The sequence below is a fragment of the Pseudonocardia broussonetiae genome (genome assembly GCF_013155125.1).
In the GTDB taxonomy this organism is placed as follows: domain Bacteria; phylum Actinomycetota; class Actinomycetes; order Mycobacteriales; family Pseudonocardiaceae; genus Pseudonocardia; species Pseudonocardia broussonetiae.
The window spans coordinates 6,336,373-6,359,562 of the sequence record NZ_CP053564.1 but is presented as its reverse complement, the minus strand read 5'-3'; the positions used below and the strand labels follow the sequence as shown (position 1 = coordinate 6,359,562).

Annotated in this window: 19 protein-coding genes and 2 pseudogenes; 7 read left to right on the top strand and 14 right to left on the bottom strand. The window is 71.9% G+C overall.

The window, feature by feature from the left end; all coding sequences use genetic code 11:
* Positions 1 to 165: 165 nt before the first annotated feature.
* Genes HOP40_RS30850 through HOP40_RS30840 form a run of 3 tightly spaced genes read right to left on the bottom strand, consistent with a single transcriptional unit; the run spans position 166 to position 2,284 of the window.
* The gene (locus tag HOP40_RS30850) at positions 166 to 1,077 is read right to left on the bottom strand and encodes an NAD-dependent epimerase/dehydratase family protein (RefSeq protein ID WP_172165832.1); all 912 of its coding nucleotides are present in this window, start codon (positions 1,075 to 1,077) and stop codon (positions 166 to 168) included.
* Between the two features lie 56 nt (positions 1,078 to 1,133).
* Positions 1,134 to 1,307 (bottom strand): hypothetical protein, encoded by a 174-nt coding sequence (locus HOP40_RS30845; RefSeq protein WP_172165829.1) that lies wholly within the window; start codon positions 1,305 to 1,307, stop codon positions 1,134 to 1,136.
* Positions 1,304 to 2,284 (bottom strand): zinc-dependent alcohol dehydrogenase family protein, encoded by a 981-nt coding sequence (locus tag HOP40_RS30840; protein ID WP_172165827.1) that lies wholly within the window; start codon positions 2,282 to 2,284, stop codon positions 1,304 to 1,306. Before HOP40_RS30840 ends, HOP40_RS30845 begins: the two co-directional genes overlap by 4 nt.
* A 468-nt stretch (positions 2,285 to 2,752) precedes the next feature.
* On the opposite strand from HOP40_RS30840, the gene HOP40_RS36525 reads away from it, so the two are divergent.
* Positions 2,753 to 3,718: a cold-shock protein gene (locus HOP40_RS36525; RefSeq protein ID WP_172165825.1), complete on the top strand. Its 966-nt coding sequence runs from the start codon at positions 2,753 to 2,755 to the stop codon at positions 3,716 to 3,718.
* A 606-nt stretch (positions 3,719 to 4,324) separates the two neighbouring features.
* Positions 4,325 to 4,471 (top strand): annotated as a pseudogene (locus HOP40_RS36900) (acyl-CoA dehydrogenase family protein); the annotation flags it as partial.
* Between the two features lie 76 nt (positions 4,472 to 4,547).
* Here HOP40_RS36900 and HOP40_RS30825 read toward each other — a convergent pair.
* From HOP40_RS30825 to HOP40_RS30805, 5 genes are all read right to left on the bottom strand, one after another.
* Complete coding sequence (locus tag HOP40_RS30825) at positions 4,548 to 5,897, bottom strand: MFS transporter (protein ID WP_172165814.1); 1,350 nt, start codon at positions 5,895 to 5,897, stop codon at positions 4,548 to 4,550.
* A 159-nt stretch (positions 5,898 to 6,056) separates the two neighbouring features.
* On the bottom strand, positions 6,057 to 7,043 hold the full coding sequence (locus HOP40_RS30820) for an amidohydrolase family protein (protein WP_172165811.1): 987 nt from the start codon (positions 7,041 to 7,043) through the stop codon (positions 6,057 to 6,059).
* Positions 7,040 to 7,816, bottom strand: coding sequence for an SDR family NAD(P)-dependent oxidoreductase (locus tag HOP40_RS30815; RefSeq protein WP_172165808.1), 777 nt, complete (start codon positions 7,814 to 7,816; stop codon positions 7,040 to 7,042). Before HOP40_RS30815 ends, HOP40_RS30820 begins: the two co-directional genes overlap by 4 nt.
* Positions 7,813 to 8,361 (bottom strand): aromatic-ring-hydroxylating dioxygenase subunit beta, encoded by a 549-nt coding sequence (locus HOP40_RS30810; protein WP_172165805.1) that lies wholly within the window; start codon positions 8,359 to 8,361, stop codon positions 7,813 to 7,815. Before HOP40_RS30810 ends, HOP40_RS30815 begins: the two co-directional genes overlap by 4 nt.
* A complete protein-coding gene (locus HOP40_RS30805) occupies positions 8,358 to 9,635 on the bottom strand; it encodes an aromatic ring-hydroxylating oxygenase subunit alpha (RefSeq protein ID WP_172165802.1) in 1,278 nt (425 codons plus the stop codon). The genes HOP40_RS30810 and HOP40_RS30805 overlap by 4 nt, the downstream gene beginning before the upstream one ends.
* Before the next feature lie 171 nt (positions 9,636 to 9,806).
* On the opposite strand from HOP40_RS30805, the gene HOP40_RS30800 reads away from it, so the two are divergent.
* The 4 genes from HOP40_RS30800 (at position 9,807) to HOP40_RS30785 (ending at position 14,134) form a co-directional block, all read left to right on the top strand.
* Positions 9,807 to 10,535: a FadR/GntR family transcriptional regulator gene (locus HOP40_RS30800; RefSeq protein ID WP_172165784.1), complete on the top strand. Its 729-nt coding sequence runs from the start codon at positions 9,807 to 9,809 to the stop codon at positions 10,533 to 10,535.
* Positions 10,536 to 10,605: 70 nt separating this feature from the next.
* A complete protein-coding gene (locus HOP40_RS30795; RefSeq protein ID WP_172165781.1) occupies positions 10,606 to 11,679 on the top strand; it encodes a DODA-type extradiol aromatic ring-opening family dioxygenase in 1,074 nt (357 codons plus the stop codon).
* Complete coding sequence (locus tag HOP40_RS30790) at positions 11,676 to 12,497, top strand: alpha/beta fold hydrolase (protein WP_172165778.1); 822 nt, start codon at positions 11,676 to 11,678, stop codon at positions 12,495 to 12,497. Before HOP40_RS30795 ends, HOP40_RS30790 begins: the two co-directional genes overlap by 4 nt.
* Positions 12,494 to 14,134 carry an FAD-dependent monooxygenase gene (locus HOP40_RS30785; protein WP_205346978.1) on the top strand — a complete coding sequence of 547 codons (1,641 nt, stop codon included), beginning with the start codon at positions 12,494 to 12,496 and terminating at the stop codon, positions 14,132 to 14,134. The genes HOP40_RS30790 and HOP40_RS30785 overlap by 4 nt, the downstream gene beginning before the upstream one ends.
* Before the next feature lie 162 nt (positions 14,135 to 14,296).
* Here the strand turns inward: HOP40_RS30785 and phaZ are convergent, their stop codons facing one another.
* A complete protein-coding gene (phaZ, locus tag HOP40_RS35645) occupies positions 14,297 to 17,311 on the bottom strand; it encodes a polyhydroxyalkanoate depolymerase (protein WP_205346977.1) in 3,015 nt (1,004 codons plus the stop codon).
* 115 nt (positions 17,312 to 17,426) lie between these two features.
* On the opposite strand from phaZ, the gene HOP40_RS30770 reads away from it, so the two are divergent.
* Positions 17,427 to 17,606: an aromatic-ring hydroxylase C-terminal domain-containing protein gene (locus HOP40_RS30770; protein ID WP_172165757.1), complete on the top strand. Its 180-nt coding sequence runs from the start codon at positions 17,427 to 17,429 to the stop codon at positions 17,604 to 17,606.
* 104 nt (positions 17,607 to 17,710) lie between these two features.
* Here HOP40_RS30770 and HOP40_RS30765 read toward each other — a convergent pair whose 3' ends face one another.
* The 5 genes and pseudogenes from HOP40_RS30765 to HOP40_RS30745 all read right to left on the bottom strand — a co-directional run bounded on the left by HOP40_RS30765 (position 17,711) and on the right by HOP40_RS30745 (position 23,190).
* Entirely contained in the window at positions 17,711 to 18,184 is a 474-nt protein-coding gene (locus HOP40_RS30765; protein WP_172165755.1) for a hypothetical protein, read from the bottom strand.
* 8 nt (positions 18,185 to 18,192) lie between these two features.
* Positions 18,193 to 19,740 carry a serine/threonine-protein kinase gene (locus HOP40_RS30760; RefSeq protein WP_275691377.1) on the bottom strand — a complete coding sequence of 516 codons (1,548 nt, stop codon included), beginning with the start codon at positions 19,738 to 19,740 and terminating at the stop codon, positions 18,193 to 18,195.
* Between the two features lie 174 nt (positions 19,741 to 19,914).
* Positions 19,915 to 20,358: a TerD family protein gene (locus HOP40_RS30755; RefSeq protein ID WP_172165751.1), complete on the bottom strand. Its 444-nt coding sequence runs from the start codon at positions 20,356 to 20,358 to the stop codon at positions 19,915 to 19,917.
* 286 nt (positions 20,359 to 20,644) lie between these two features.
* A pseudogene (locus HOP40_RS36930) lies at positions 20,645 to 21,688 on the bottom strand (SNIPE associated domain-containing protein); the annotation flags it as partial.
* 218 nt (positions 21,689 to 21,906) lie between these two features.
* On the bottom strand, positions 21,907 to 23,190 hold the full coding sequence (locus HOP40_RS30745) for a tyrosine-type recombinase/integrase (protein WP_172165749.1): 1,284 nt from the start codon (positions 23,188 to 23,190) through the stop codon (positions 21,907 to 21,909).

The following is a 23,190-nucleotide window of genomic DNA, read 5'->3' as shown; positions in this document are numbered from 1 at the left end:
CCGCCGTGCTCGAACCCGGTGGCCGTGTGGTGTTCGTCGACGACGCAGCTGGGCTGGTCGGCGCAGATCCGGATCGTGGTCGACAACTTGCTCGTCGGGGTCGCCGAACCGACGGCCCGACCGGCGGGAGCTCCCTGACCGGCAGCGGTACAGGTGTGGCGCCCGTCAGGCTCCCGGGTCGGGCAGCACGTCGCGCCAGGAGTGCTGCGGCTCGTAGCCGAGCAGCCGGCGGGCCTTGTCGATGCAGTAGAACGTCTCGTCGCGGCCCATCGGACGGCGCACCTCCACCCCGTCGTAGAACCGGTCGATGATCTCGCTCGTGGTGGCGGCGACCGACATGTCGGCGTTCGCGACGTTGAACACCTCGTAGCCGAGCCCGTCGGTCTCCAGGCAGCGCAGCGTCAGCTGCCCCAGGTCGCGGGTGTCGATGTAGGCGAAGAGGTTGCGCCTGCGCAGGCCTGCGTCCTCGAGGAAGGCCGGGAAGAGCTCGGCGTACTCGTGGGGTTCGATGACGTTGTTGATGCGCAGGCCGTAGACGTCGGCGCCGGTGCGGGCGTGGAAGGACCGCGCGGTCACCTCGCCCGCGACCTTCGACATGGCGTAGGAGTCCTCGGGGACCACCGGGTGCTCCTCGTCGACCGGGACGTAGAGGGGCTTGCGCTCGCCGCGCCCGAAGCAGACGCCGTAGGTCGTCTCCGAGGAGGCGAACACGATCTTGCGGATGCCGAGGGCGGTGGCGGCCTCCAGGACGTTGTAGTGCGCGAGGACGTTGGCCGCGTAGGTGGCCCGGTCGGAGGTGAGCAGCGGGCGCGGGACCGCGGCGAAGTGCACGACCGCGTCGTAGGCCGACCCGCCGTACGGCTCGGGGCGGGGGTCGTCGAAGGCGTCCTGGGTCGGCACGCCGGCCAGCGCCGAGTAGACGTCGCCGGCGTCGGTGAGGTCCACCCGCAGGTCGGTGACGTCGCGGTGGCCGAGCGGGGTGAGGTCGGCGTTGGTGACCTGGTGGCCGCGGGAGGCGAGGTAGGGCGCGACGTGGTGCCCGGCCTTGCCGCTGCCGCCGGTGAAGAAGATCCGCATGGGGCCGAGTCAAGCACCACGGGCGGCCCGGAGCACGTCCGGCTGACGGGGGAGCCTCAGCGGTACTGCACCTCCAGCAGCGGCACGTCGACCTCGTCGGTCGCCGTGCTCGGGATCGCATCCGCGATCTCGATCTTCGGGCCGGATCCGCGGCCGTCGGGGCGACTGCGGGGCCCGGGAGCACCCGCCGGATCGGCGGTGCCGCACCGCGACCGGTCCGTCCCGGTCACCAGGTGAAGAGCACCTTCCCGGCGCCGCCCGGTTGAGAGGCGTGGAGCAGGGCGTCCTGGAACTCCTCCAGCGGATAGGTGGCCGCGACGGGCGCCCGCAGTGAGCCGTCGGCGACCAACGGGGCCAGCCGGGCGTACGCGGAGACGATGGCGTCGTGGGGAGTCGTGTCCAGCCAGTGCTTCAGCCAGAAGCCCCGGACGGTGAGATCGCGGAAGATGAGGTCGTTGGGGGAGACGGTGACCGGGGTACCGCTCATCCCGCCGTAGCTGACCAGGGTGCCCCCGTGGGCGAGCCAGGAGGCGAGTTCGGTGACCACCTCCCCGGCGATCGGATCGAGCAGCAGCGAGATCCGCTCGTCGCCGAGCACCTGCTTCAGCTGGGTACGCAGGTCCGGCCCGCTGACGACGACGGCGTCGGCGCCCGACTCGAGCAGCTCCGCCGCGACCTCGGGCCTGCGCACCACGCTGAGGGTGCGGTGACCGGCCTGCTTCGCCAGGGCGATGACGTAGCGGCCCACGGCGGAGTTCCCGCCGGTCTGTGCGACCCAGGCGCCCGGGGAGAGGTCGACGAAGCTCCGGAGCAGGAGGTCGGCGGTGATCGGGTTGATGCCCAGCATCGCCGACTGGAGGACGTCGGCCGCCGGATCGACAGCGATGGCGCCGCCGTCGTCGATCACGAGCTGGTCCTGCCAGGTGCCGTGGGCCACGGTGGGAACGATCACCCGCTCGCCGACGCGTCCGGGGTCGACACCGTGACCCGCGGCGACGACGCGACCGACGCCCTCGGTGCCGGGAACGGCTGGCAGGGCCGGGCGATGACCGTAGCGGCCCCGGATGAGGAGCAGGTCCGACGGGTTGATGGGCGAGGCCTCCATCGCCACGAGCAGCTGTCCGGGTCCGGGCTCGGGAGCCGGCGACTCGATCAGCTCCGTGGCCACGGTGGGCTTCCCGAACTCCTTCAGCTGCAACGCCTTCACGGTGACCTCCTGCTGGCCGTCCCGGCGAGTGCCGCCGACGGGGATGATCAGGGCCTGCTCAGGCCCTGAGTTCGATGGGGACGCCGACCAGGCACCCGTGCTCCGTCCAGTACGTCCGCACGACCCGTGTCGGAAGCCGTTCCTGGAGGAGGTGACGCGACCGTAACTCATTGAGCTGCGTCTAGGCAACATAGCTCATATGCTTTTGCCTACGTCGTCGCGGTCCGGTCGCGTGCGGGCCTCCGCACGGTCCGACCGACCTCCGGTGGTGACGAACACGGCGACCCTCGTCCACGGGACCCCTGACGCGATCCTGATCGCCCCCCCGTTGCGCGGACCTCCGCCGGCGCGCAGGCGGGGTGGTCGGCACCGGATCGACCACCAGGCCTGTGGGCCCGGCCCGAAGGACCGCGAGGTCGGTCGGGGAGACTGGGGGCCAGTGCCCGCCCTTCCGATCTGGAGCCTTCGATGCCGCAGGGGACCGTCCGTTGGTTCGACGCCGAACGGGGTTTCGGCTTCCTCGCGCCCGAGGACGGCTCGCCGGACGTGTTCGTGCACGCCTCCGAGATCGTCGGGGACGGCGGCGCGAACGTGCTCCGCGAGGGCCAGGCCGTCGTGTTCGAGGTCGGCGAGAACGACCGCGGGCCCCAGGCGCTGCGCGTTCGCGTCACCGCCGACGCGGCCGCCGGCAGCGCCGTGGGCCTGCTCGGCACCGTCACCTGGTACGAGCCGGGCAAGGGGTACGGCTTCGCGACGCCGGACGGCGGCGGCGCCGACATCTTCGTGCACAGCTCCGCCATCGTGACCGGTGGCGTGGTCACCGAGGGGCAGCGGGTGGCCTTCCTGGTCGTCGAGGGCGAGCGCGGCCCCCAGGCCGGGCACGTGATCCCGCTGGGAGCGGGGGCCGGCCTACCCGCTGCGGCCGGCACCACGGACGGCGCGGACGGCGCGGACGGCGCGGACGGCACGGTGGCCTGGTACGACGAGGACAAGGGCTTCGGCTTCATCAGCCGCGACTCCGGCGCCGGAGACGTCTTCGTCCACGCCCGGGCCCTGGCCGAGGGGCTGACGTGGCTCACGGAGGGCGACCGCGTCGCCTACGAGGTGGTCAGTGGGGACAAGGGCCCGCAGGCCCGCGACGTGCACCTGGTCCGGGGCGCCGAGCCCCCGACGGCGCCGCAGCCGTCACCACGTGCCGCGGCCGCAGGGCCGGCGTCGCAGGAGGTGCCCACACGAGGCGGCGAGGGCGTCGTCGCGCGCTACGACGGCGACCGCGGCTTCGGCTTCATCACCCCGGACGCAGGGGGCGACGACCTCTTCGTCCACGTGTCCGTGATCATGGGGTCGGGGCCGCTGCAGGTGGGTGACCGGGTCCGGTACGCGGTGCGTCAGAGCGACCGGGGCCCGCAGGCCGACCGTGTCGAACGCCTCTGAACCGCTGAGAGGAAGGTCCTGGTAGCGCTTCGTCCCGTGGCGCATCCGCGACACACGAGCACGAAGAACGGCGGTCGACGCCGGCAACCGTCATCGGACGTTGCCAGGTCGACCGCCGTTCCGGCCTGACGCGGAGGTCAGGAGGACGTCCGGATCAGACGTCGTAGTGGAGCAGGTCGTAGGCCTCTGACCTGCGCAGATGAAGATCAAATGGCCATTTGGGGCGCATTTGGGGCGCACGAGCATCGGGAGAGAGAGTGCTGGATCTACGGCTGCCAGGGCGACTCTGAACCTCGGAGCGCCCGCCGGAAGCGCGGTGGCAGACCACGTTCCCGAACCGCAACGTCTACGTACTGACCACGCGTCGACCACGTACCAGGCGAAGCACCGGCCGATCCCGTACACGTCCTACGAGGACGCGGCCGAAGCGCCGGCGAGGCAGCTGGACCTGGCCCAGGCCACATCGGCACCGCGCACCTGCACGCCGTGCCCGCCGCGGGCGACGTCGACAGGTGAGCCCGGTCCCCGGAGCATACGAACCGCCTGGTACATCGCGTGCCGCTGCCGTGAGGCGATCGACCTGCTGGTGAGCATCGGGGAGCGGGCAGTTCCGGCGAGGACAACCCGCTGCAGCGCATCTGGCGCGACCAGGCGACCGGGAGCCGCCACGCGATCGTCAACCCGTCGATCTGCTCGGAGATCTACGGCCGGGAGCTGCTCGGGCGGCCCGACCAGATCACCGTCCTGATCTGAGGGAGTGCGCGCCGGTGGCCGTCGGTCGGACGGCCACCGGTGACTCACACGGTCCCGGGACGGTGGCCGACCTCCGTCAGGTGGTGACGCGGACGTCGGCGGGGGAGTCCTGCGCTTCTCCTGCGCCGGTCCGCAGCGACGTGCCCCGGGTCTCGGAGAGCATCAGCACCGCGACGGTCGCCACCACGGCGTAGACCGCGAGCATCACGCTGATCGCGTAGCTGCCGTAGGCGGCCAGCAGGCTGGCGGCGAGCAGCGGCGGGATGGCGCCGGCGAGCACCGACCCGAGGTTGTAGGCGACGCCCACGCCGGTGGTGCGGTAGCGCGCGGCGAAGATCTCGGGCAGGAAGGACGCGGCGGGGCCGTTGGCGATCGCGACGATCAGCATGGTCACGACGACCGCGGTGCCGACGGCGAGGGGCGTGCCGATGTCGATGATCGGCATGAGGACCAGCGCCCACGAGATCGCCACGATGTTGCCGATCGCGATCATGCGCCGGCGCCCGACCCGGTCGGAGAGCATGGCCGGGACGATGACGGCGAGGGTGAAGACCAGCGAGGCCACGAGGTTGATCAGCAGCATCGTGGGACGCGGCAGGCCCAGGGTGGTGGTGCCGTAGCTAGTGAAGAACACCGCGCCGATGTAGTAGAACGACGACCACATGAGCATCGCGCCTGCGGCGAGCAGGACCTGGCGCGGCTGGCAGCGGAAGACCTCGACGAGCGGCACCTTGACCCGCTCCTGGCGGGCGAGGACCTCGGCGAAGATCGGCGTCTCGTCGATGCGCATCCGGACGTAGAGGCCGATGCCGACCAGCACGATGCTGAACAGGAACGGCAGGCGCCAGCCCCAGGACTCGAAGGCCTCGGGGCTCATCACGAGACCGGCGACCAGGAACGTGGCGACGGCCATCGTCGAGCCGATGCCGGAGCCGATCTGCGGTGCGGACCCGTACAGCCCGCGCTTGCGCGCCGGGGCGTACTCGGCGACCAGCAGGGCGGCGGCGGCGAACTCCCCGCCGACGGCGAGGCCCTGCAGGATGCGCAGCAGCACCAGCAGGATCGGTGCGGCGATGCCGATGGTCGCGGCGTCGGGGAGCAGGCCGATCGCGAACGTCGCCAGACCCATGATGAGCAGGGTGTAGGTGAGCGACTTCTTGCGCCCGATGCGGTCGCCGAGGTGTCCGAACAGGATCGAGCCGAGCGGCCGGGCCACGAAAGCGACGCTGAACGTGGCGAACGCCGCGATCGTCCCCGCCGCGGTGCCCAGTGCGGGGAAGAAGATCTTCCCGAACACGAGGGCCGCCGCCGTGCCGTAGATGAAGAAGTCGTAGAACTCGACGGCGGTGCCGACGAGGCTCGCGCCGGCCACCTTGCGCAGCTCGCGCGGGGTGGGGGCCGGCCGCTCCGGCTGGAGATCGGACACGGTTGCTCCTCGGTGTGAAGGACGTCACTGTCGCAAGGAAGGTACCCAATCATGCACACATGATTCAAGGGCCGATCGGCGCATTTGCTGTGACAGCGGCGGTACGCGCCGAAACCGGGCAGTCTGAAGCCGGAATCGTGCTAGCAGGTTGTGCGACGATCAGGGTCGGTCGTCGAGGCCCAGGAACTCCGCGGCATTGCGGCCGAGCTGCTCCGGCCCGACGCCGGGCGGCAGGGCGCCGGTGCGGCCGGCCTCCTCGACGGAGGCGATGGTGCGCGCCATCTGGTCGGGGAAGAAGGGGGCGTCGCTGCCCAGCAGCAGGCGCCCGGCTCCGAAGCGGTGCACGAGCAGGCGCAGGTGCTCGTCGTCGAAGACGAGGGTGTCGGCGTACAGCAGGCGGGTCAGGGCGTCCCAGCGCCTGGGGTCGCCCGGCGTCCCGCTCCGCTCGGCGGCGACGCGCAGGCGCGGGTAGGCCCAGGGGAAGGCGCCGCAGCCGTGGGCGAGCGCGATGCGCAGGCCGGGGAGGCGTTCGAGGACGCCGCCGAAGACCAGGGCCGAGGCGGCGAGGGCGGTGTCAGCGAGCATCCCGAGGCCCAGGTCGTAGGGCGGCCCGGCGCGGCGGACGACACCGCGGCCCTCGTCGACGGGGTGCACGAGCACGGCGGACCCGGTGGCGGCGCAGGCGTCCCAGATCGGGACGAGGGCGGGGTCGTCGAGGTCGAGGTCGCCCACGCGGGTGCCGATCTCGACGCCGAGCAGCCCGGCGCCCCGGATGCGGTCGAGCTCGGCGACGGCGGCGCGGGCGTCGTGCAGGGGCAGGCACCCGAGGCCGAGCAGTCGTCCGCTCGACGCCGCGCAGGCCGCCGCGATCGCGTCGTTCTGCGCCCGGGCGTAGGGCGCGTCGCCGACGGCGTGCTCCATCGTGACCGGCACCGGCGAGACCACCTGCCGGGTGACCCCGGCGCGGTCCATCTCGGCGACCCGGGTCGGGACGTCCCACAGCGACGACGTGACCCGCCGGAACAGGGCGTCGCCGCGCAGGATGCGGCCGCCGTCGGCGTCGTCGACGAGGAGGCGCGGCGCGTCCGGGTCCCGGGGCGGCGGGAGGTCGGGACCGAGGAAGTGGGCGTGGACGTCGACGGTCATCCCATGCTGCTCCCGCCGTTGACGCTCAGGACCTGCCCGGTGACGAACCCGGCCTCCGGGCGCAGCAGGTAGGCGACCGCGCCCGCGACCTCCTCGGGGGTGGCGGGACGTCCCTGGGGGATGAGCGCGACGGCGTCGTCGAGCACGGGCTGCAGGTGCTCGGGCACCGCGCCCGCCTCGATGGCGGCGGCGAGCTCGGGGGTGAGCGTGTAGGACGGGGCCACGGTGTTGACCGAGATCCCGGCGCCGGCGAACTCGCGGGCGAGCCCGACGGCCAGCGCGTGCACCCCGCCCTTCGCAGCGTTGTAGACCGCGTGGGAGGTGAGGCCGTTGCGGACCGACTCCGCCCCGATGTTGACGATCCGGCCCCCGCCGCGCGCCACCAGGTGCGGCAGCACCGCCAGCGTCGAGCGCAGCGTCGTCCACAGGTTGTTGTCGATCGTCGCCCGCAGCGTCTCCTCGGTGTGGTCGAGCGTCGGCCGGATGATACCGCCGCCGGCGTTGTTGACCAGCACGTCGACGTCGCCGAGCGCCTCGACCGCCGCCGCGAGCAGGGCGTCGGCGACGCCGGGCTGCGCGAGGTCGCCGACGTACCCGTGCGGCTCCGCCCCGTCGACGCGCAGCGCGTCCAGACCCGTCTTCAGCTCCTCCTCGCGGACCGCGGCCACCACGACCTGCGCGCCGTCGGCCAGCAGCCGCCGGGAGATCGCCAGACCGATCCCGGTGGCCCCGCCGGTGACGATCGCGCGCCGGCCCGCGAGCGGGGCGCTCACAGGATGATCGCGACGTCGTGGACCTGCCGCAGGCTGCCCATCGCCAGCGTCGCCCGCTTCGAGGCGATCCGCAGCCGCCCGTCGACCACCCGCAGGCGGTACTGGTACCGGCCCACGTAGGTGGTGGAGCGCTCGCCGCGGAAGCGCCACACCGTGAACTCGGCGACGACCGGCAGCTCCGCGCCGGGACCGGAGCCCTCCACCGGGCGCAGCCGCACGTTGGTGACCTGGTGGCTGGTGGTGGAGTGCGGGTACTCGCGGTGGGCCTTGCGGCTGCCGAGCCGCTCGATGCGCGAGCGCAGCCGCAGCGCGTTGTCGTCGATGAGGACGAGGTCGCGGGAGGGGTCGCCGTCGGGCGTGTCGTTGCAGGGCACGACGTAGTGGCAGTCGTCGGTGTAGAGCGTGATCCAGGTGTCGAGGTCCCAGGCGTCGAGCAGCTCGGCCTCGGCGTAGAGGAAGTCCTCGACCTGGGCGCGGGTGACCGCGGCCGGATCGCCGACCGCGGGGCCGACGACGACGGCGGCGGGCTCGTCGGTGACGGTCATCGCGCACCCCCGGTGATCTGCTCGTTCCACTGCCGCCAGAACGTGCGCATCTGCTCCTCGTCGTTGGCCAGGGGTTCGCGAGCCATGCCGCGGGAGATGTCGTTCCACTCCAGGCCGCCGCTGTGGAAGCCCTGCTGGCAGGACTCGAGCGCCTCGATGTCGTCGGGGGTGGCGAAGCCGCCGGGGCCGAGGAAGGTGAGGAAGCTGTCTAGGCGGCGCTGGCGCAGCTGCGGCAGCTCGTCGCGGGGCGCCATCTCCCAGGCGGTGACCTCCATGCGGTCGGCGGAGGTCGGCATGAAGGTGCGCACGGTGATCGCCATGATGTCGTTGATCACGAGGTTGGGGTAGATCAGCATGTTGCGGTTGGTGTCGCACATGCGCCGGGCCCGCTCCTCCCCGTGCTTGGCGACGAGGTCGGCGCGCAGCCGCCCGATCTCGTCGCGGGAGTCCTCGCCGAACAGCGGCTCCCACTTCGCGACCGGCCGGCCCCACGGCGCGGAGTACTCCAGGACCGCGTGGCCGTTGCCCAGGCTCTTCGCCGTGCCCGCGACCCCGCCGGACAGGTCGGTGCCCAGCGCCACGAGGTACTTGAAGTAGGTGTCGTGGGTCGGCACGGCGTGGTAGCCGTCGATGCTGTTCTCGGCGAGCAGCTTCCAGTTCGCCTCGATCGCGTACTCGTTGGTGCCGCGGATGATCTCGGCGTCGCCGGTGGCGTCGACGACGAGGTCGAGGTACTCCGTGGCCCCGGCCAGGTACTCGACGAGGTCGACGATGCCGGGGTCGTAGCTGAGGAAGACGAACCCGCGGTAGGACTCGGTGCGGGCCACCGGGCGCAGCCCGAGCGCGCCGAAGTCGAGCCCGTCGCCGTAGGCGTCGCGGTCGGGCACGCCCACCAGCCGGCCGTCCGTGTCGAACGACCACGCGTGGTAGAAGCACTGGAAGACCTTGGCGTTGCCCTGGTCCTTGCGGCACACCATCGCGCCGCGGTGGGTGCAGGTGTTGTGGAAGACGCGCACCTCGCCGCGCTTGTTGCGCACCATGAAGATCTGCTTGCCGCCAACCGGACGGCGGACGTAGTCGCCGGGGTCGCGGATCTCGGACTCGTGGCCCACGTAGAGCCAGCTGCGGGCGAACACCCGCTCCATCTCGAGGGCGTGGATCTCGGGCGAGGTCATCGTCGAGCGGTGGACCCGGAAGCGGTGGTGCTCGCGGTCCTCGTCGACGAGCGGCCCGGACGGGGCGAGCTGTCGGGTGGGATCGAACGTCGCGGTCATGAGGGCTCCAGCGGAGTGGTGGGCACCGGTCGGAGCGTCCGCGGCGAAACCACCGCTCGACACCGTTGTCCGGGGCTGATGCGGCCACGGTAGCGATCGTGCACACACGTTTCAAGGAATGATGCACTATCCTGGCTCCACGATCTTCGCCGTTCCGACCTCGGAGGACCCATGCCGCGCGAGGGCACCACCCCGTCACGCGCCCAGCAGGTGGCCGCGGCCATCGAGAACGAGCTGCTCGCGAACCGCACGCCGGTGGGCACGTCCCTGGGCAGGCGCACCGACCTGATGGAGCACCACCAGGTCAGCCCCATGATCATGAACGAGGTCCTGCGGATCCTGCGCGACCGCGGCCTGGTCGTCGTGCGCCCGGGTCCCGGCGGCGGGGTGTTCGTGGCCAGCCAGCCCCCGCAGGTCCGCCTCGGCGCCCTGGACCTGTGGTTCTCCGAGTCCGGGCCGGACCCGCTGGACCTGTTCGAGGCCCGCACCCACCTGGAGGACGTGCTGACCTCGGTGGCGGTCGACCGGGCCGGGCCCGCCGACGTCCGCGCCCTGGAGTGGGCGGTGGAGGAGATGCGCGGCGCCGCCGAACCGCGCAGCTTCCTGGAGGCCAACCTGCGCTTCCACCAGGCGATCGCGCGCGCGGCGCGGATCCCGGTGCTGGCCGGTATGTACGAGGCGATCGCCGCGATCGTCACCGGCAACCTCAAGCGCGCGGAGCTGCTGCCCGGCCACGAGGAGATGTACGCCCACAACATCGAGGTCCACGCAGGCATCGCCGCGGCCATCCGCGACCACGACCGCGAGGCGCTGGACAAGCTGATGTCGCTGCACCGCCACGACCTGGTCCGGGCCGTGGATCCCTCCCGCTCGCCGACGGGACACGACCAGAAACCTTGAATCCTGTGTGCAGGTTTGCGTACGGTGGAGTCCGATCCCGGCGCTGCCGCCGGAGGAGGAGAGGACGGTCATGGCGGAGTTCCTCGGGCTCGGGCTGACCCACTACCCGCTGCTGGCGGGCACCGACGAGCACATGGCGGGCCTGCTGCGCTGGACGCTCACCGACCCCGACATCCCCGACGAGCTGAAGGACCCGGCCACGTGGCCCGACCGGATGCGGCAGGAGTGGGGTGATGACGGCGGGCGCTCCGCCGCGACCCGGCACCGCGCCGAGCTCGTCGACCACCTCGCGCGCTGCCGCAAGGAGCTCGACGAGTTCCGCCCCGACTACGTCGTGGTCTGGGGCGACGACCAGTACGAGAACTTCCGCGAGGAGGTCGTGCCGCCGTTCTGCGTGCTGGCCTACGACGACCTCGAGGTGCCCGCGTTCGAGGTGATGAACGAGCGCGGCAGCCCCAACGCGTGGGGCCTGCCCGAGGACTTCTCGATCACGCTGCACGGCGACGCCGGACGGTCGCGGACGCTGGCCAATAAGCTGATCAACGACGGCTTCGACATGGCCTACTCCTACCGCAAGCGGGCCGGCGCGCACTTCCCGCACGCCATCCTCAACACCCAGCTGTTCCTCGACTACGACCACGCCGGCGCGCAGTTCCCCTACCCGCTCGTGCCGATCACGGTGAACTGCTACGGCCAGCACGCGATCGCCCGCCGCGGCGGTCTCGCCCGCTTCGCCGACATCCGCGACGAGCAGCTCGACCCCGTCGGTCCCAGTCCGCGCCGCTGCTTCGATCTGGGCGCCGCCGTCGCGCGTGCGGTGGCGGGCAGCGGCGACCGCGTCGCGTTCGTGGCGTCGTCGAGCTGGTCGCACGCGTTCCTCGTCGACAAGGACTGGCACCTGCGGCCCGACACCGCCGCCGACCGCCGCCTCTACGACGCCTTCGTCGCGGGCGACACCGAGACCTGGCGCGCGGTCACCGGCGCCGAGATCGTCGATTCCGGCCAGCACGAGATGCTCAACTGGTTCTGCCTGATGGGGGCGATGAGCGAGCTGGGCATGGCGCTGGACTGGTCGATGCTGGTCGAGACCGACGTCTTCAACTCCAACAAGTGCTTCGCCGTCTACCACCAGGAGACCCCGTGACCACCCTCGCCGACCTGTCCGCGGGCCACCGCGTCGACGTCGCCGGGATCGACACCTTCTACCTCGAGGCCGGTGCGGGCGATCCCGTGCTGCTGCTGCACGGCTCCGGGCCCGGCGTCTCGGCCTGGGCCAACTGGCAGCACACGATCCCGGGCCTGTCGCGCGAGTACCGCGTACTCGCCCCCGACGTCGTCGGCTACGGCGCGACCGCGCGGCCCGATGACGTGCGCTACTCGCTCGACACCTGGACCGACCACGTCGTGGGGTTCATGGACGCCCTCGGGCTCGAGCGCGTCTCGCTCGTCGGCAACTCCCTGGGCGGCCGGATCTCCCTCGCGCTGGCCGAGCGGCACCCCGACCGCGTGGCGCGGATGGTCCTCATGGGTTCGCCCGGCGTCGGCATGACGCTCACCGACGGCCTCAAGGCGCTGCGGGCGTACGAGCCGTCGCCGGAGAACATGCGGGCGCTGCTGCTCGACTACTTCGCGGTCGACAAGTCGATCATCACCGATGAGCTCGTCCGGATCCGGTACGAGGCCAGCGTCGAGACCTTCGACGCCTACCGCTCGATGTTCTTCGACCCCCGCCACGCCGGCAACGACCTCGGCATCACCGAGGAGCAGGTGCGCGCCATCGCCACCCCGACGCTGCTGGTGCACGGGCGCGAGGACAAGGTCGTGCCGCCGGAGGTGTCCTGGACGATGGTCAACCTCCTGCGCGACGCCGACCTCCACGTGTTCGCCCGCTGCGGGCACTGGACCCAGATCGAGCGGGCCGCGGAGTTCACCGACCTCGTCGCCGCGTTCCTCCGGCGGTGAGCGTGCGAGGCCACCACCAGCCCCGCGTGATCGTCGTCGGCGCCGGCCCGGTCGGGCTGACCCTGGCGATCGACCTCGGCCGCCGCGGCATCCCCGTGACCGTCGTCGAGCGCAAGGCGGCGCCCGCGGACCTGCCGAAGATGGAGCGCAGCAACGCCCGCACGATGGAGCTGTTCCGGCGCCTCGGCATCGCCGACCGGGTCCGCGCGGTCGGGTTGCCCGCCGACGTGCCGATGGACGTCTACGTCACCACCCGCGTCGTCGACGAGCCGATCCTGCACCTGGCCTACCCGTCGCCCGCGGAGGCGGCCGAGCTGGCCCGCGCCACGCACGACGGGAGCCTGCCGCTCGAGTCTCAGCAGCTCGTCTCGCAGTACGCGCTGGAGCCGCTGCTGCGCGACGTCGCGCAGGAGCAGCCGACGGTCGACCTGCGCTACGGCTGCGACGTCGCGTCCTTCGCGCAGGACGCCGACGGCGTGACCGCCCGGCTGACCCGCGCCGACGGCGGCACGGAGGAGCTGCGGGCGGAGTACCTGGTCGGCTGCGACGGCGGCGCCAGCACCGTCCGCAAGGCCCTCGGCATCGCTCTCTCTGGCAAGGGCGGCCTGGCGACGCTGCGGCAGGTGTTCTTCCGCTCGCCCGACCTCATCGAGCGGGTCCCGGTCGCGGGGCGGGCCCGGCACTTCTACTTCGCCGACGGCGACGCCAGGATGATCGGCACCGCGATGGTGGTGCAGGGCGACCAGCGGCACTTCACCTTCCACACCGGCCTGCCGGAGGACACCGACTTCGTGCCCGTGATCCGGGAGAAGATCGGCGCCCCCGTGGAGGTCGAGGTCCTGGCCGTCACCTCCTGGACGCTGCACCTGCTCGTCGCCGACCGCTACCGCGACGGCCGGGTCCTGCTCGCCGGCGACTCCGCGCACCTGGTGATCCCGCAGGGCGGGCTCGGCATGAACACCGGCATCGGCGACGCGACCGACCTCGCGTGGAAGCTCGCCGGTACCCTGCAGGGCTGGGGCGGGCCGGGGCTGCTCGACTCCTACGAGAACGACCGCCGCCAGGTCGCGCTGCGCAACGTGCAGGCGTCGGAGTACGCGGCCACCGGCACCGCGCAGTGGCGGGCGGCCTCCACAGACCAAGTCGCGCAGGACACGCCGGAGGGCGCCCGGGTCCGGGCGCAGGTCCGCGAGCTGGCGGACGTGCACCAGCGCAAGGGCCACGAGATGACCGGCATCGAGCTGGGCTACCGCTACCTCGGGTCCCCGGTGATCAGCTACCGGCCCACCGACCCGTCCGACGACGGCTTCGCCTACACCTACCGTCCCCGCAGCGAACCCGGGTTCCGGCTGCCGCACCTGTGTTGCGCCGACGGCCGCTCGGTCCACGACCTCCTGGGCGACGGCTACTCCCTGCTCCGGCTGGCCGGGACGACGGCCGACACGGAGAAGCTGGAGGCCGGGATCCGGGGGACCGGAGCGCGGTTGGACGTCCTCGACCTGCCCGAGCCGCACCTGCGCGAGGCCTACGGCGCCGACCTGCTGCTGCTCCGCCCGGACCTGCACGTCGCCTGGCGCAGCGACACCCCGCCCGCCGACCCGGCCGAGCTGGCGGCGCTCGTCACCGGCCGGTCGTAACCGGCCGGTGCAGTCCGACCTCGCCTACTGACGCGAAGTGATCGACCCCCGTCAGCCGGATACCTCGGTCTGTGACGTGATCTGCTGGTGCGCAGGGTGCGGCCGAAGTCGATCGAGGTGTACTGGACGCCGTGGTCGCCGGCGACCAGGCGTCGAGCGGCGTCACCTCGAGGAGGGGATGCGGTCCACGACGTAGGAGCCCGGCGCCGGCTCCAGCGGCGGATGATGGGCGTCGCCTCCCGAGGTGGGTGCCGGTCGTTCGTCGCCTGACCTTCCCACGACCCAGTCGGCCCACGCCTCCCACCACGTGCCCTGGCGCTTCTCCGCGGTGGCACGCCACTGCTCGGGACCGTCAGAAGAGTCTCCTCCGATGAAGTAGCTCGCCTTCGGGTTCCCAGGTGGGTTGACCAGGCTGGCGATGTGGCCGGCGTTGCTCAGGACGAACGTGCTCGGTCCGCCCACCAGCTCGGTGGTCCGGTAGCAGCCGGTCCAGGGAGTGAGGTGGTCGTTCAGCGCGCCCGTGACGAACACCGGGGCCGTGATCTCGCCGAGCTCGATCGGCGTGCCCAGTACCTCGAGCCGGTCCTCCGCGAGGGTGTTGGATCGGAAGATGTCGAGGAACTGGGAGTGCAGCGCCGCGGGCAGGTTCGTCCCGTCCGCGTTCCAGGCCAGGATGTCGAAGACCGGGGGACGCTCGCCCATCAGCCAGTTGTTGACGACGTAGTTGAAAATAAGGTCGTCGGGCCGCATCCAGCTGAACACGGTGGCCAGCGACTGCGCCGTGATGACCCCCTTGCGCCGCGAGTCCGCGCGGGCCATCTCCAGCGCCTGCGGGGCGGAGAAGGCCCCGATCGGGGCGCGTACGCCGAAGTCCAGCAGGGTGACGCCGTAGGACGCGGCGTGGATGCCGTGCTCGCCCTTCGCGGCGAGGTGGCCCAGGACGGCGGTCTGCAGAATGCCCCCGGCGCAGAACCCGAGGCTGTTGACGTCCTCGACGCCCGCCACGTCCTTGACGATGTCGACGGCGCTCAGGATCCGGCGGGCGTAGGTGTCGATGTCCCAGTCCGCCTGCTCTGCGGTGGGGTTGCGCCAGCTGAGCATGAACACGCGCAGCCCGCGGCTCACCGCGTACTCCACGAAGCTGCGTCCGGGCCGCAGGTCCAGGAAGTAGAAGCGGCCGATCGGCGGCGGGATGATCAGCAGGGGCCGCTCGTGGACGGTCGCGGTGCTCGGCCGGTACTCGATCAGCTCGGCCACCTCGTCGCGGTGGATGACGTCACCTGGGGTGACACCCAGATCCTCGCCCACGGTGAAGGCGGTGCGGTCGGTCTGTGTGGGGAGTCCGCCGTTGTGCCGGACGTCGTGGGCGAACTGGCGGGCCCCTCGCAGGACACTCGCCCCCGCGGTGTCGAAGGCCCGCTTCAACGCTGCGGGATTCGTCGGCAGCTGGTTCGTCGGCGACAACGCGCTGGTCAGCGCGGACACCGCGAACCGTGCCCGCTCGACGTCGTGCCAGTCCGCCGAGCCGTTCTCGTACTCGTCGACCAGACGGTTCAGTTCTGCGCCCAGAGCGAGGTAGCTCTGGGCGAGCCGACGGAAGATCGGGTTCGTCGACCAGGCCGGGTCGGCGAATCGCTTGTCCTTCGGGTGGGGTGTGTGGTCGTCGGTGCCGCGCCCGATCGAGACGAGGTCCCGCGCGAGCCGGGCGGCGCCTCGGGTGACGGGTCCGGGCTGCGCGAACGCCGAGGCGACCCCTTTCAGGACCCCGGCGACCGACGGGATGCCGACCGCCTCTCCACCCTCGACCACATCGAGGGCATCGGCTTCGTCGTCCGGAACGGGCTCCACCGACGACCGCGGTGCTGGGGTGGTCCGCTCCTCGCCGCTGCGGCCGAAGACCTCTGTGCTCATGCGGCTCCCATCCTCATGCGTGGACGATCGACTAGGACGCTGTGCGGGTGGCAGACCGGGCCGCGACGAAGTCGCGGATGACCGGGTAGATCTCGGACTCCCAGCGTGAGCCCGCGAACACCCGTAGTGCCCGACGCCCGGCTGCAAGTGCTGACGGTGGTCCCCGGCGGGGATCCCGGTGCACAGGTCGTGGGCTGCTGCGGTCTGCCCGGGCGAGCACATGTCGTCCTCGGCCCCCTCGACGGTGAGCAGCGCGGTTCTGCTGATGACGGAGAGGTCGACCGGTTGTCCGCGCCAGGTGAACGCGCCGCGCGGTAGGTCGTGCTCCATGAAGACGCGCTGCAGCGTCTCCAGGTAGAACTCGGCCGGGACGTCCATGACCGCCCCGTACTCGTCGTAGAAGTCGCGGATCCGCGCGGCGGTCGCCCCGTCGCCCGCGACCAGCGCTCGGTAGAGCTCCACGTGCGAGCCCAGGTGCCGCCGGATGTTCATCGACATGAACGCGGTCAACTGGGCCAGTCCCGGGTAGACGCGCCTCCCGGCCCCCGGGTACTGGCGGGGGACCCGCGAGACCAGGAACCGCTCGTAGAAGGACAGGGGACGGCGGTCCGCGAGCTCATTGATCTTGTTCGGGTTGACCCGGGTGTCGATCGGTCCCGCCATCAGCGTCACGCTGCGTGGCTGGGCGGGGTCGTCCGCGGACGCCAGTACGGCCACAGCGGCGAGGACCAGCGGCGCCGGCTGGCAGACCGCGAGGGCGTGGTGGTCCGGACCGAGGTGGCGCATGGCGGCCAGCACGTGGTCGATGTACTCGTCGAGCCCGAACCGGCCCTCGTCCGCCGGGATGTCCCGGGCGTTGTGCCAGTCCAGGACGTAGACGTCGTGGTCGGCCAGCAGGGTGCGGACCGTGGGGCGCAGCAGCGTGGCGAAGTGCCCCGAGATCGGGCCCACGAGCAGCATCGGCGTCCGCCCGCTGATCCCCGGTGTGGTGAAGTTCAGCAGGGTGGCGAACGGCGTCCGCAGCACCGGTCGGACGGAGACCTCGACCTCGTCGCCCGCGATCGAGACCGAGTCGATCCCCCAGTCCGGACGGACGTGGGTGGGCCGCGACTGCACGAGTATCTCACTGAGGGCCTTGAGCCGGCGGGTCCCGCGGAGCTCCGCGAGCGGCGCGGGCAGGCCGGACAGGGTGCGGTGGAGCAGCGCGGACGAGATCCGGGCCGGCTCGGTGAGTCGCCGATGCAGTTCGTAGGCGGGGTAGAGCATGGGCTCGAGCTCCGATCAGTTCGCGGCGTGCGTCACATTCAAACGGTAATCGACCTCGGCGCCGTCGACACGATGCAGTGACATCGCCTCGTTCGGCCGGTGTTCGGTGACGGTCGTGCGCATCGGTGCCGACGCCGAGTACTCCGACCCCTCGGCCGCCCGGGCGCAGCTCAGTGATTTCGCCGAGGACGGGGCCCTGCTCGTGCGGGCGGACAACCACATCGCCTGGCGGGTGACGACCGGAGCCGACGTCGCGAACCTGCAAGCCACGCTGTCGAGCGTTCTCGGGCGCTGATCGTCAGGCTCAGGAGCGCCCGGTCGATCGATCGGCGAGCGTGGTCAATTCGTGGCCGTTCCGTGGTCGGCACCGCTGTGGCGAAGTCGGGCGGTCGGCCCTGCTCAGCGGCCCATCAGACGGTCGCCGCCCTTCCAGCCGATGACGATGCCGATCACGGTGCAGAACACCAGGACGGTGCCGACGGCGAGGACGACCCTCGTGAGAGCGCGCATCCCCGGAGTCAGACCGTAGATCACCCGTCCGAACCGCGTCTCGCGCCAGACGACCGCGAGGACGACGAGCGCGGCGACTCCCAGGAGTGTCAGGCCGACACTCGCCTGTGCTCCGACCGCCAGGAGGATGACGGCGGCGAGGGTGGCCGTGATCAGCGAGATCCGGCTGTACCGGCCGGGCTGCTCGGCGACGAACAGGGTGGCCAGGTTCCCGTCGTCGTTGTGGCTCTCGGCCACGGGCTTGAGTCCCATGCGCCAACCGCAGTCCGGGCAGGTGCTGGTGTAGCCGTGTTCCATCTCGGTCCTGCAGTGGCGGCAGTCGCGGACGTAGACGGTCCGGGTGGGCGAGACGGTGTCTGTCATGGGGATCCTCAGGAGCAGGTCAGGTGGACGGTGACGGAGTCGCGCCGGTCTCCGCTGTCGACGATCCAGAACTCGATGTCGGACTCGCGCGACGGGGCCTGGGTGCAGGCGTGGTTGAACGGGTAGGAGATCTGCCCCGGGGAGGCGCGCCCGTAGGAGGGGGCGTCGAACGAATGGGTCTCCTGTCCCCAGCCTGACCCGTTGACTCCGCGGAATCCGAAGCCCACGGCATCACCGTCGTCGTCGCTGTAGGAAACGGAGAGGTAGACGAGATCGCCCTGGACCTCCGTCGACTGCCCCAGGATCCGGGGCGGCTGTGGTGGCGGAGGCGGAGGCGGTGGTGGTGGGGGTGGCGGGCGGTCCTCGGACCTGGAGGCCGTCGCAACGATCGTCGTCGGAACGACCACCCCGGCGTCGGGCGGTGGCGGCCCGACGGGTGGCCGTGTGCTCGCGGTGCCGGGTGCTGTTGCCGCGCCGCCGTCGCCCTGACCACCGGTCGGGGCATCCACCTGGCGGGTGGCGGGGCCTGCGCCGGGAGGACTCGTCGTCGCCCCAGAGTCCGTCGGTGCCGATCGCGGCGGAGCGGCTGAGGCATCGGTGGCCGGACCGGTGCGGATGGCGGTCGTGGCGAGGCCGAGGACAGCGAGGACGGCTGCCACTGCGAGAGGTACGGCCACCGAGGGGCGCACCCGCCGTCGCGGGGCGGCGGCGGTCGGGTTGGGGTGCGGCGCCGCGGGCCCCGGCAGATCGCCGCGGAGCGCGGCCCGGGCGTCGACGGCGAGGCCGCCGGCGGAGGTGTACCGCTGGTCGGGATCCTTGGCCAGGGCTCGAGCGACCACGTGGTCGAGCGCGACGGGAACGCCGACCACGTCGGACGGGCGCGGCGGTGGGGAGTTGAGGTGGGCGTGGATCATCGCCGGCAACCCCTCGCCGGCGAAAGGGGCTCGCCCGGTCAGCATCTCGTAGAGCAGACAGCCCGCGGAGTACACGTCGACGCGGTGGTCGCCGTGGCCGCTGGTGAACCGCTCTGGAGCCATGTAGGCCAATGACCCGACCACGGCGCCGGTCGATGTCTGGGACGTCGAACCGCCGCTCACCGCGCGGGCGATGCCGAAATCGGCCACGAAGGCTGCGCCGTCGGACCGTGCGACGAGCACGTTGCTCGGCTTGACGTCGCGGTGCACGAGTCCGAGTCGGTGGGCGGCGTCGAGCGCGGCGGCAACCTGTTCGACGACTGCAACGGCGCGCGCCGGTTGCAGGGGACCGTGCTCGGCGAGGACGGCTGCCAGGTCCTGCCCGTCGATCAGCATCATGTCCAGGTACAGACGGCCCTCGATCTCCCCGTAGCGGTGCACGGGAACCACGTGCGGATGAGTCAGGCTCGAGGCCAACGCGCACTCCGACCGGAAGCGGGCCACGAACTCCTCGTCGGCCGCCAAGCGTGCAGGAAGCCGCTTGAGCGCGACCATCCGCTCGGCCTCGGTGTCGAACGCCCGATGGACCTCGCCCATCCCGCCTCGCCCGAGCAGCGACTCCAACCGGTACCGCCCGAACATCTCGGTCACAGGACACTCCGGGGACGACGGGCGTGCGCGGTTGCCTGAGTGTCGTTCGGAACGCCGCAGCCGTTAGCGGCGGAGGCAGCATCAAGGGCAGAGCGAGATATGTCAGAAGGGACCCTTCTGACGTGGTCCGGCCGTGGTCGGTGCGGAACGGGGGCGTTCCGTAGCTCAGTCGACCGAGACCCCGGCTGCGGCGGCGAGGGCCGCGAGGTCGTGATCGACGACGGCCGCTGCCATCTGGAGGTGCCACTGGCCGTCGCTGCGCTGCAGGGCGGCGAGCTGGAGCAGGCCGGTGGGGCCGGTGGCAGGCAGGGCGAGGTGGCCGAGGGGTTGACCGGTGTCGAGGTCGATCACGTGCGCCGATCCGGGATCGCTGTGGTCGGCGGGGAGCTGAGCGACGACGAGGACCTCGGTGACGTCGGCGGGGATCTTGCGCGGGGTCAGATGCAGCGTGGTCGCGGCGCCGGTCTCGTCGGCGGCGAGGGTGACCGCGCCGCTGCCGTGGTCGGGCTGGCCGTAGAACACCATGTCGGCATCGGTGCGGACCTCGCCGGCATGGGTGAGCAGGAACGCGATCGGGTCGGCCTCGGTGTCGTCGTCGGTGCGCAGCACGAGCCGCAGGTGCGTCGCGGTCAGCGCGACCCGCTCGTCGGGGCGCAGGGCCGGGCCGTCGTGGTCCGCAGCGGGCGCGGGTGCTGCCGGGGGCTCGGGCGCGGTGGCCGGGGGGCGGTGGGGTGGGCGTCGGCGGGGCGGGTGCGGCGGTCGAGGTCGCGCCGCTTGCGCGCCACTCCAGGGCGTCGACGGTTTCCGTGTACTCGAGCAGGTGGCTGCCGGCGGCGCGGGTGAGGAGGTCACGGACCTCGGCGGGGGTGGTGCGGAAGAACTCGCGGTGCTGGTTGACCTTGTTCAGGCGGCGCTCGGCGAGGTCGGCGTGCAGGCGTCCTTCGAGGCCGACGGCGTCGTCGCTGAAGACGAGGGCGTGGACGTCGAAGCGGAACGGGACGGAGGCGTCGCCGAGCTCGCGGACGCGGTCCATGGGGTCCAGACGGCGGGTCATGCCGATCTTGACCACGTGGTCGCCGAACGAGCCGATGTTGCTGATGACGTAGACGTAGCCGGCCCGGGTGTTCGCCGCGCGGGCCTCGACGGCGGCGATGTCGGTGCCGAGCCGTTCGAGCTGGGCCCGCAGCTCGGTGACGGCGGCGGGGTCGGCCGAGGGCAGGGCGAGCAGGCGGTCGTAGGCGGTGCGGTAGTGGGCCTGCTCCTTGAGCAGCTTCTCGCGCTGCCGCTCGAACTCGCGGCGGGCGCGTTCCTCCTCGCGGGCGGCTTCCTTCTCGGCGCGGATGCGCTCGCGTTCGGCCTCGACCATGGCGAGGTGGTCGGCGGTCAGCTCGATCTCCATCGTCCGCAGCGCGTGGTAGCGCCTGCTGACGGCGATGGACATGGTGGCGCCGAGCTTGGCGATGGTGCGCTGGGTCTTGTCCAGGCGCTGGCAGACGCTGGCCAGGGTGTGCGGGCGGACGGTGCGCACGCAGTTGTCGGCCTCGGCGTTGTAGGCGCGCAGCATGAGCGTGGAGAAGTCCTTGACCATCTTCGCGCCCTGCTGGCGGGACCCGTTGACCTGCCAGTCGACGCTGCCGCTGACCGCGCGCCGGGCGGTGACCTCGGCCTTGATGTCGGCGCGCAGGCTCTGCAGCCGGTCCTTGTAGGCGACGGAGTTCTCCAGCGGGTGGGTGAACTCGTAGACCCCGGCGGACTGCAGCAGTTCCTGGTCGCGGGTCTCGAGCAGCAGCGAGCGGAGCTGCCCCAGCTCCAGCTCGGCGCCGGCGATACGACGGCGGGCGGCGTGCTCCTCGGCGAGGACCTGCGCGAGCTGCTGCTCGGCGGCCTGGCGGCGGGCGGCCCACTCGACGTGGTCGAGCGCCCCGAGCTCGGCCAGCATGGTGTGGGCCCGGGCGAGCTCCACCTCCAGGTCTGCGGCCCGTCGTCGTCCACCGAAGATCGCCATGCTGTCCGTCCCCCTCGTGCGACGGATCGTGGTCGTCCGTCCCCCTGCCATCGCGCTCCTCGATCGCGGTGTTTCACCCATCACGTCCGCATCGGGCACGTGGTCGGTGCGTGGTTCCCGCATCGATTCCTCTGCCCGAGCAGGGGTGAGGGTCAGCGCTGCGGCCCGAACTGACCGGGGGAGCGGCGCGCTCTCGTCGGCCCGGACAGGTGCCGCGGGGCGGCGCTGGTGCCGGGTGTCGGGGTGGTGCGCGGGGGGAGGGCGCGGAGGGCGGTGTCGATGATGTCGCGGGTGCGCGTCTCGCTCTGGGGGAGCAGGTGGGTGTAGGTGCGCAGGGTGAACCCGGGGTCGGCGTGGCCGAGGCGCTCGCTGACGGTCCTGATCGATTCGCCGCCGTCGAGCAGGACGCTGGCGTAGTAGTGGCGCAGGGCGTGGCAGCCGTTCTCGCGGGTGGGTGGGATGTCGGCGGCGGTGAGGGCGGGCTTCCAGATCTTGGCGTTGAAGTAGTGCCGGTTGACCGGCTTGCGCTCGCGGGTGGTGAGGATCAGGTCGGCGGTGGTGGGCTTGCCGTCGGTCCTGTCCCAGCCGAGGGTGACCGCGCGGGCGGGGAACCGGGCGAGGTGTTCGGTGAGTGCGTCGCGGACGGAGTCGGGCAGGGGGACGGTGCGGACCTTGCGGCCCTTGGGCAGGGCGAAGTAGGGCTGGTTGCCGGGGGTGAGCTTGATCTGGCGCTGGACCTGGATGCTGCGCCGTTCGAGGTCGACGTCAGAGGCGGAGAGGGCGAGGATCTCGCCCTGGCGCAGGCCGGTGCCGGCGGCGAGGAGCGCGAGGATGGCGTAGCGGTCGGGCAGGGCGCGGTGGACGTCGGTGACCTGCCGGGCGGTCCACGGCACGATCTGCTGGGGGTCGGCGACGGGCTTGCGCACCGTGCGGTTGACGCAGGGGTTCTTGGTGAGGATGTCGTCGGCGATCGCGGCGGTGAAGACCTGGGAGACGTTCGCGAACAGGGTGCGCTGGTAGCTGAGGGAGACGGTGAGGCCGCGCAGCCAGCTGCGGATGTGGGAGGGCGTGATGACCTGCATCGCGAGGTTCCCGAGTTTGGGGTAGACGTGCAGCCGCAGCCGGGCGCGGACCTGGTAGGCGGTGTTGGGGTCGGCGAACTGGCCCAGGCGCCACTGCTCGGCGTAGTCGCGGAACGCGATCTCCCCGGCGCGGGGGTCGATGTAGGTGCGGCGGGCGAGCTCGGTGTCGAGGCGGGCGGCGGCCTGCTCGGCGTCGGTCTTCTTGTCGAAGAACTGCTTGCGGTCCTCGCCGGCGTGGTCGCGCCAGCGCACGATCCACCGCTTGCCCAGCCCGTGCCGGGGCGTCTTCTGCCGGCGGGTGGTGCCGTCGGGCTGGCGTCGTTCGACGTACCAGGCGTCGTTGACGTGGGCCAC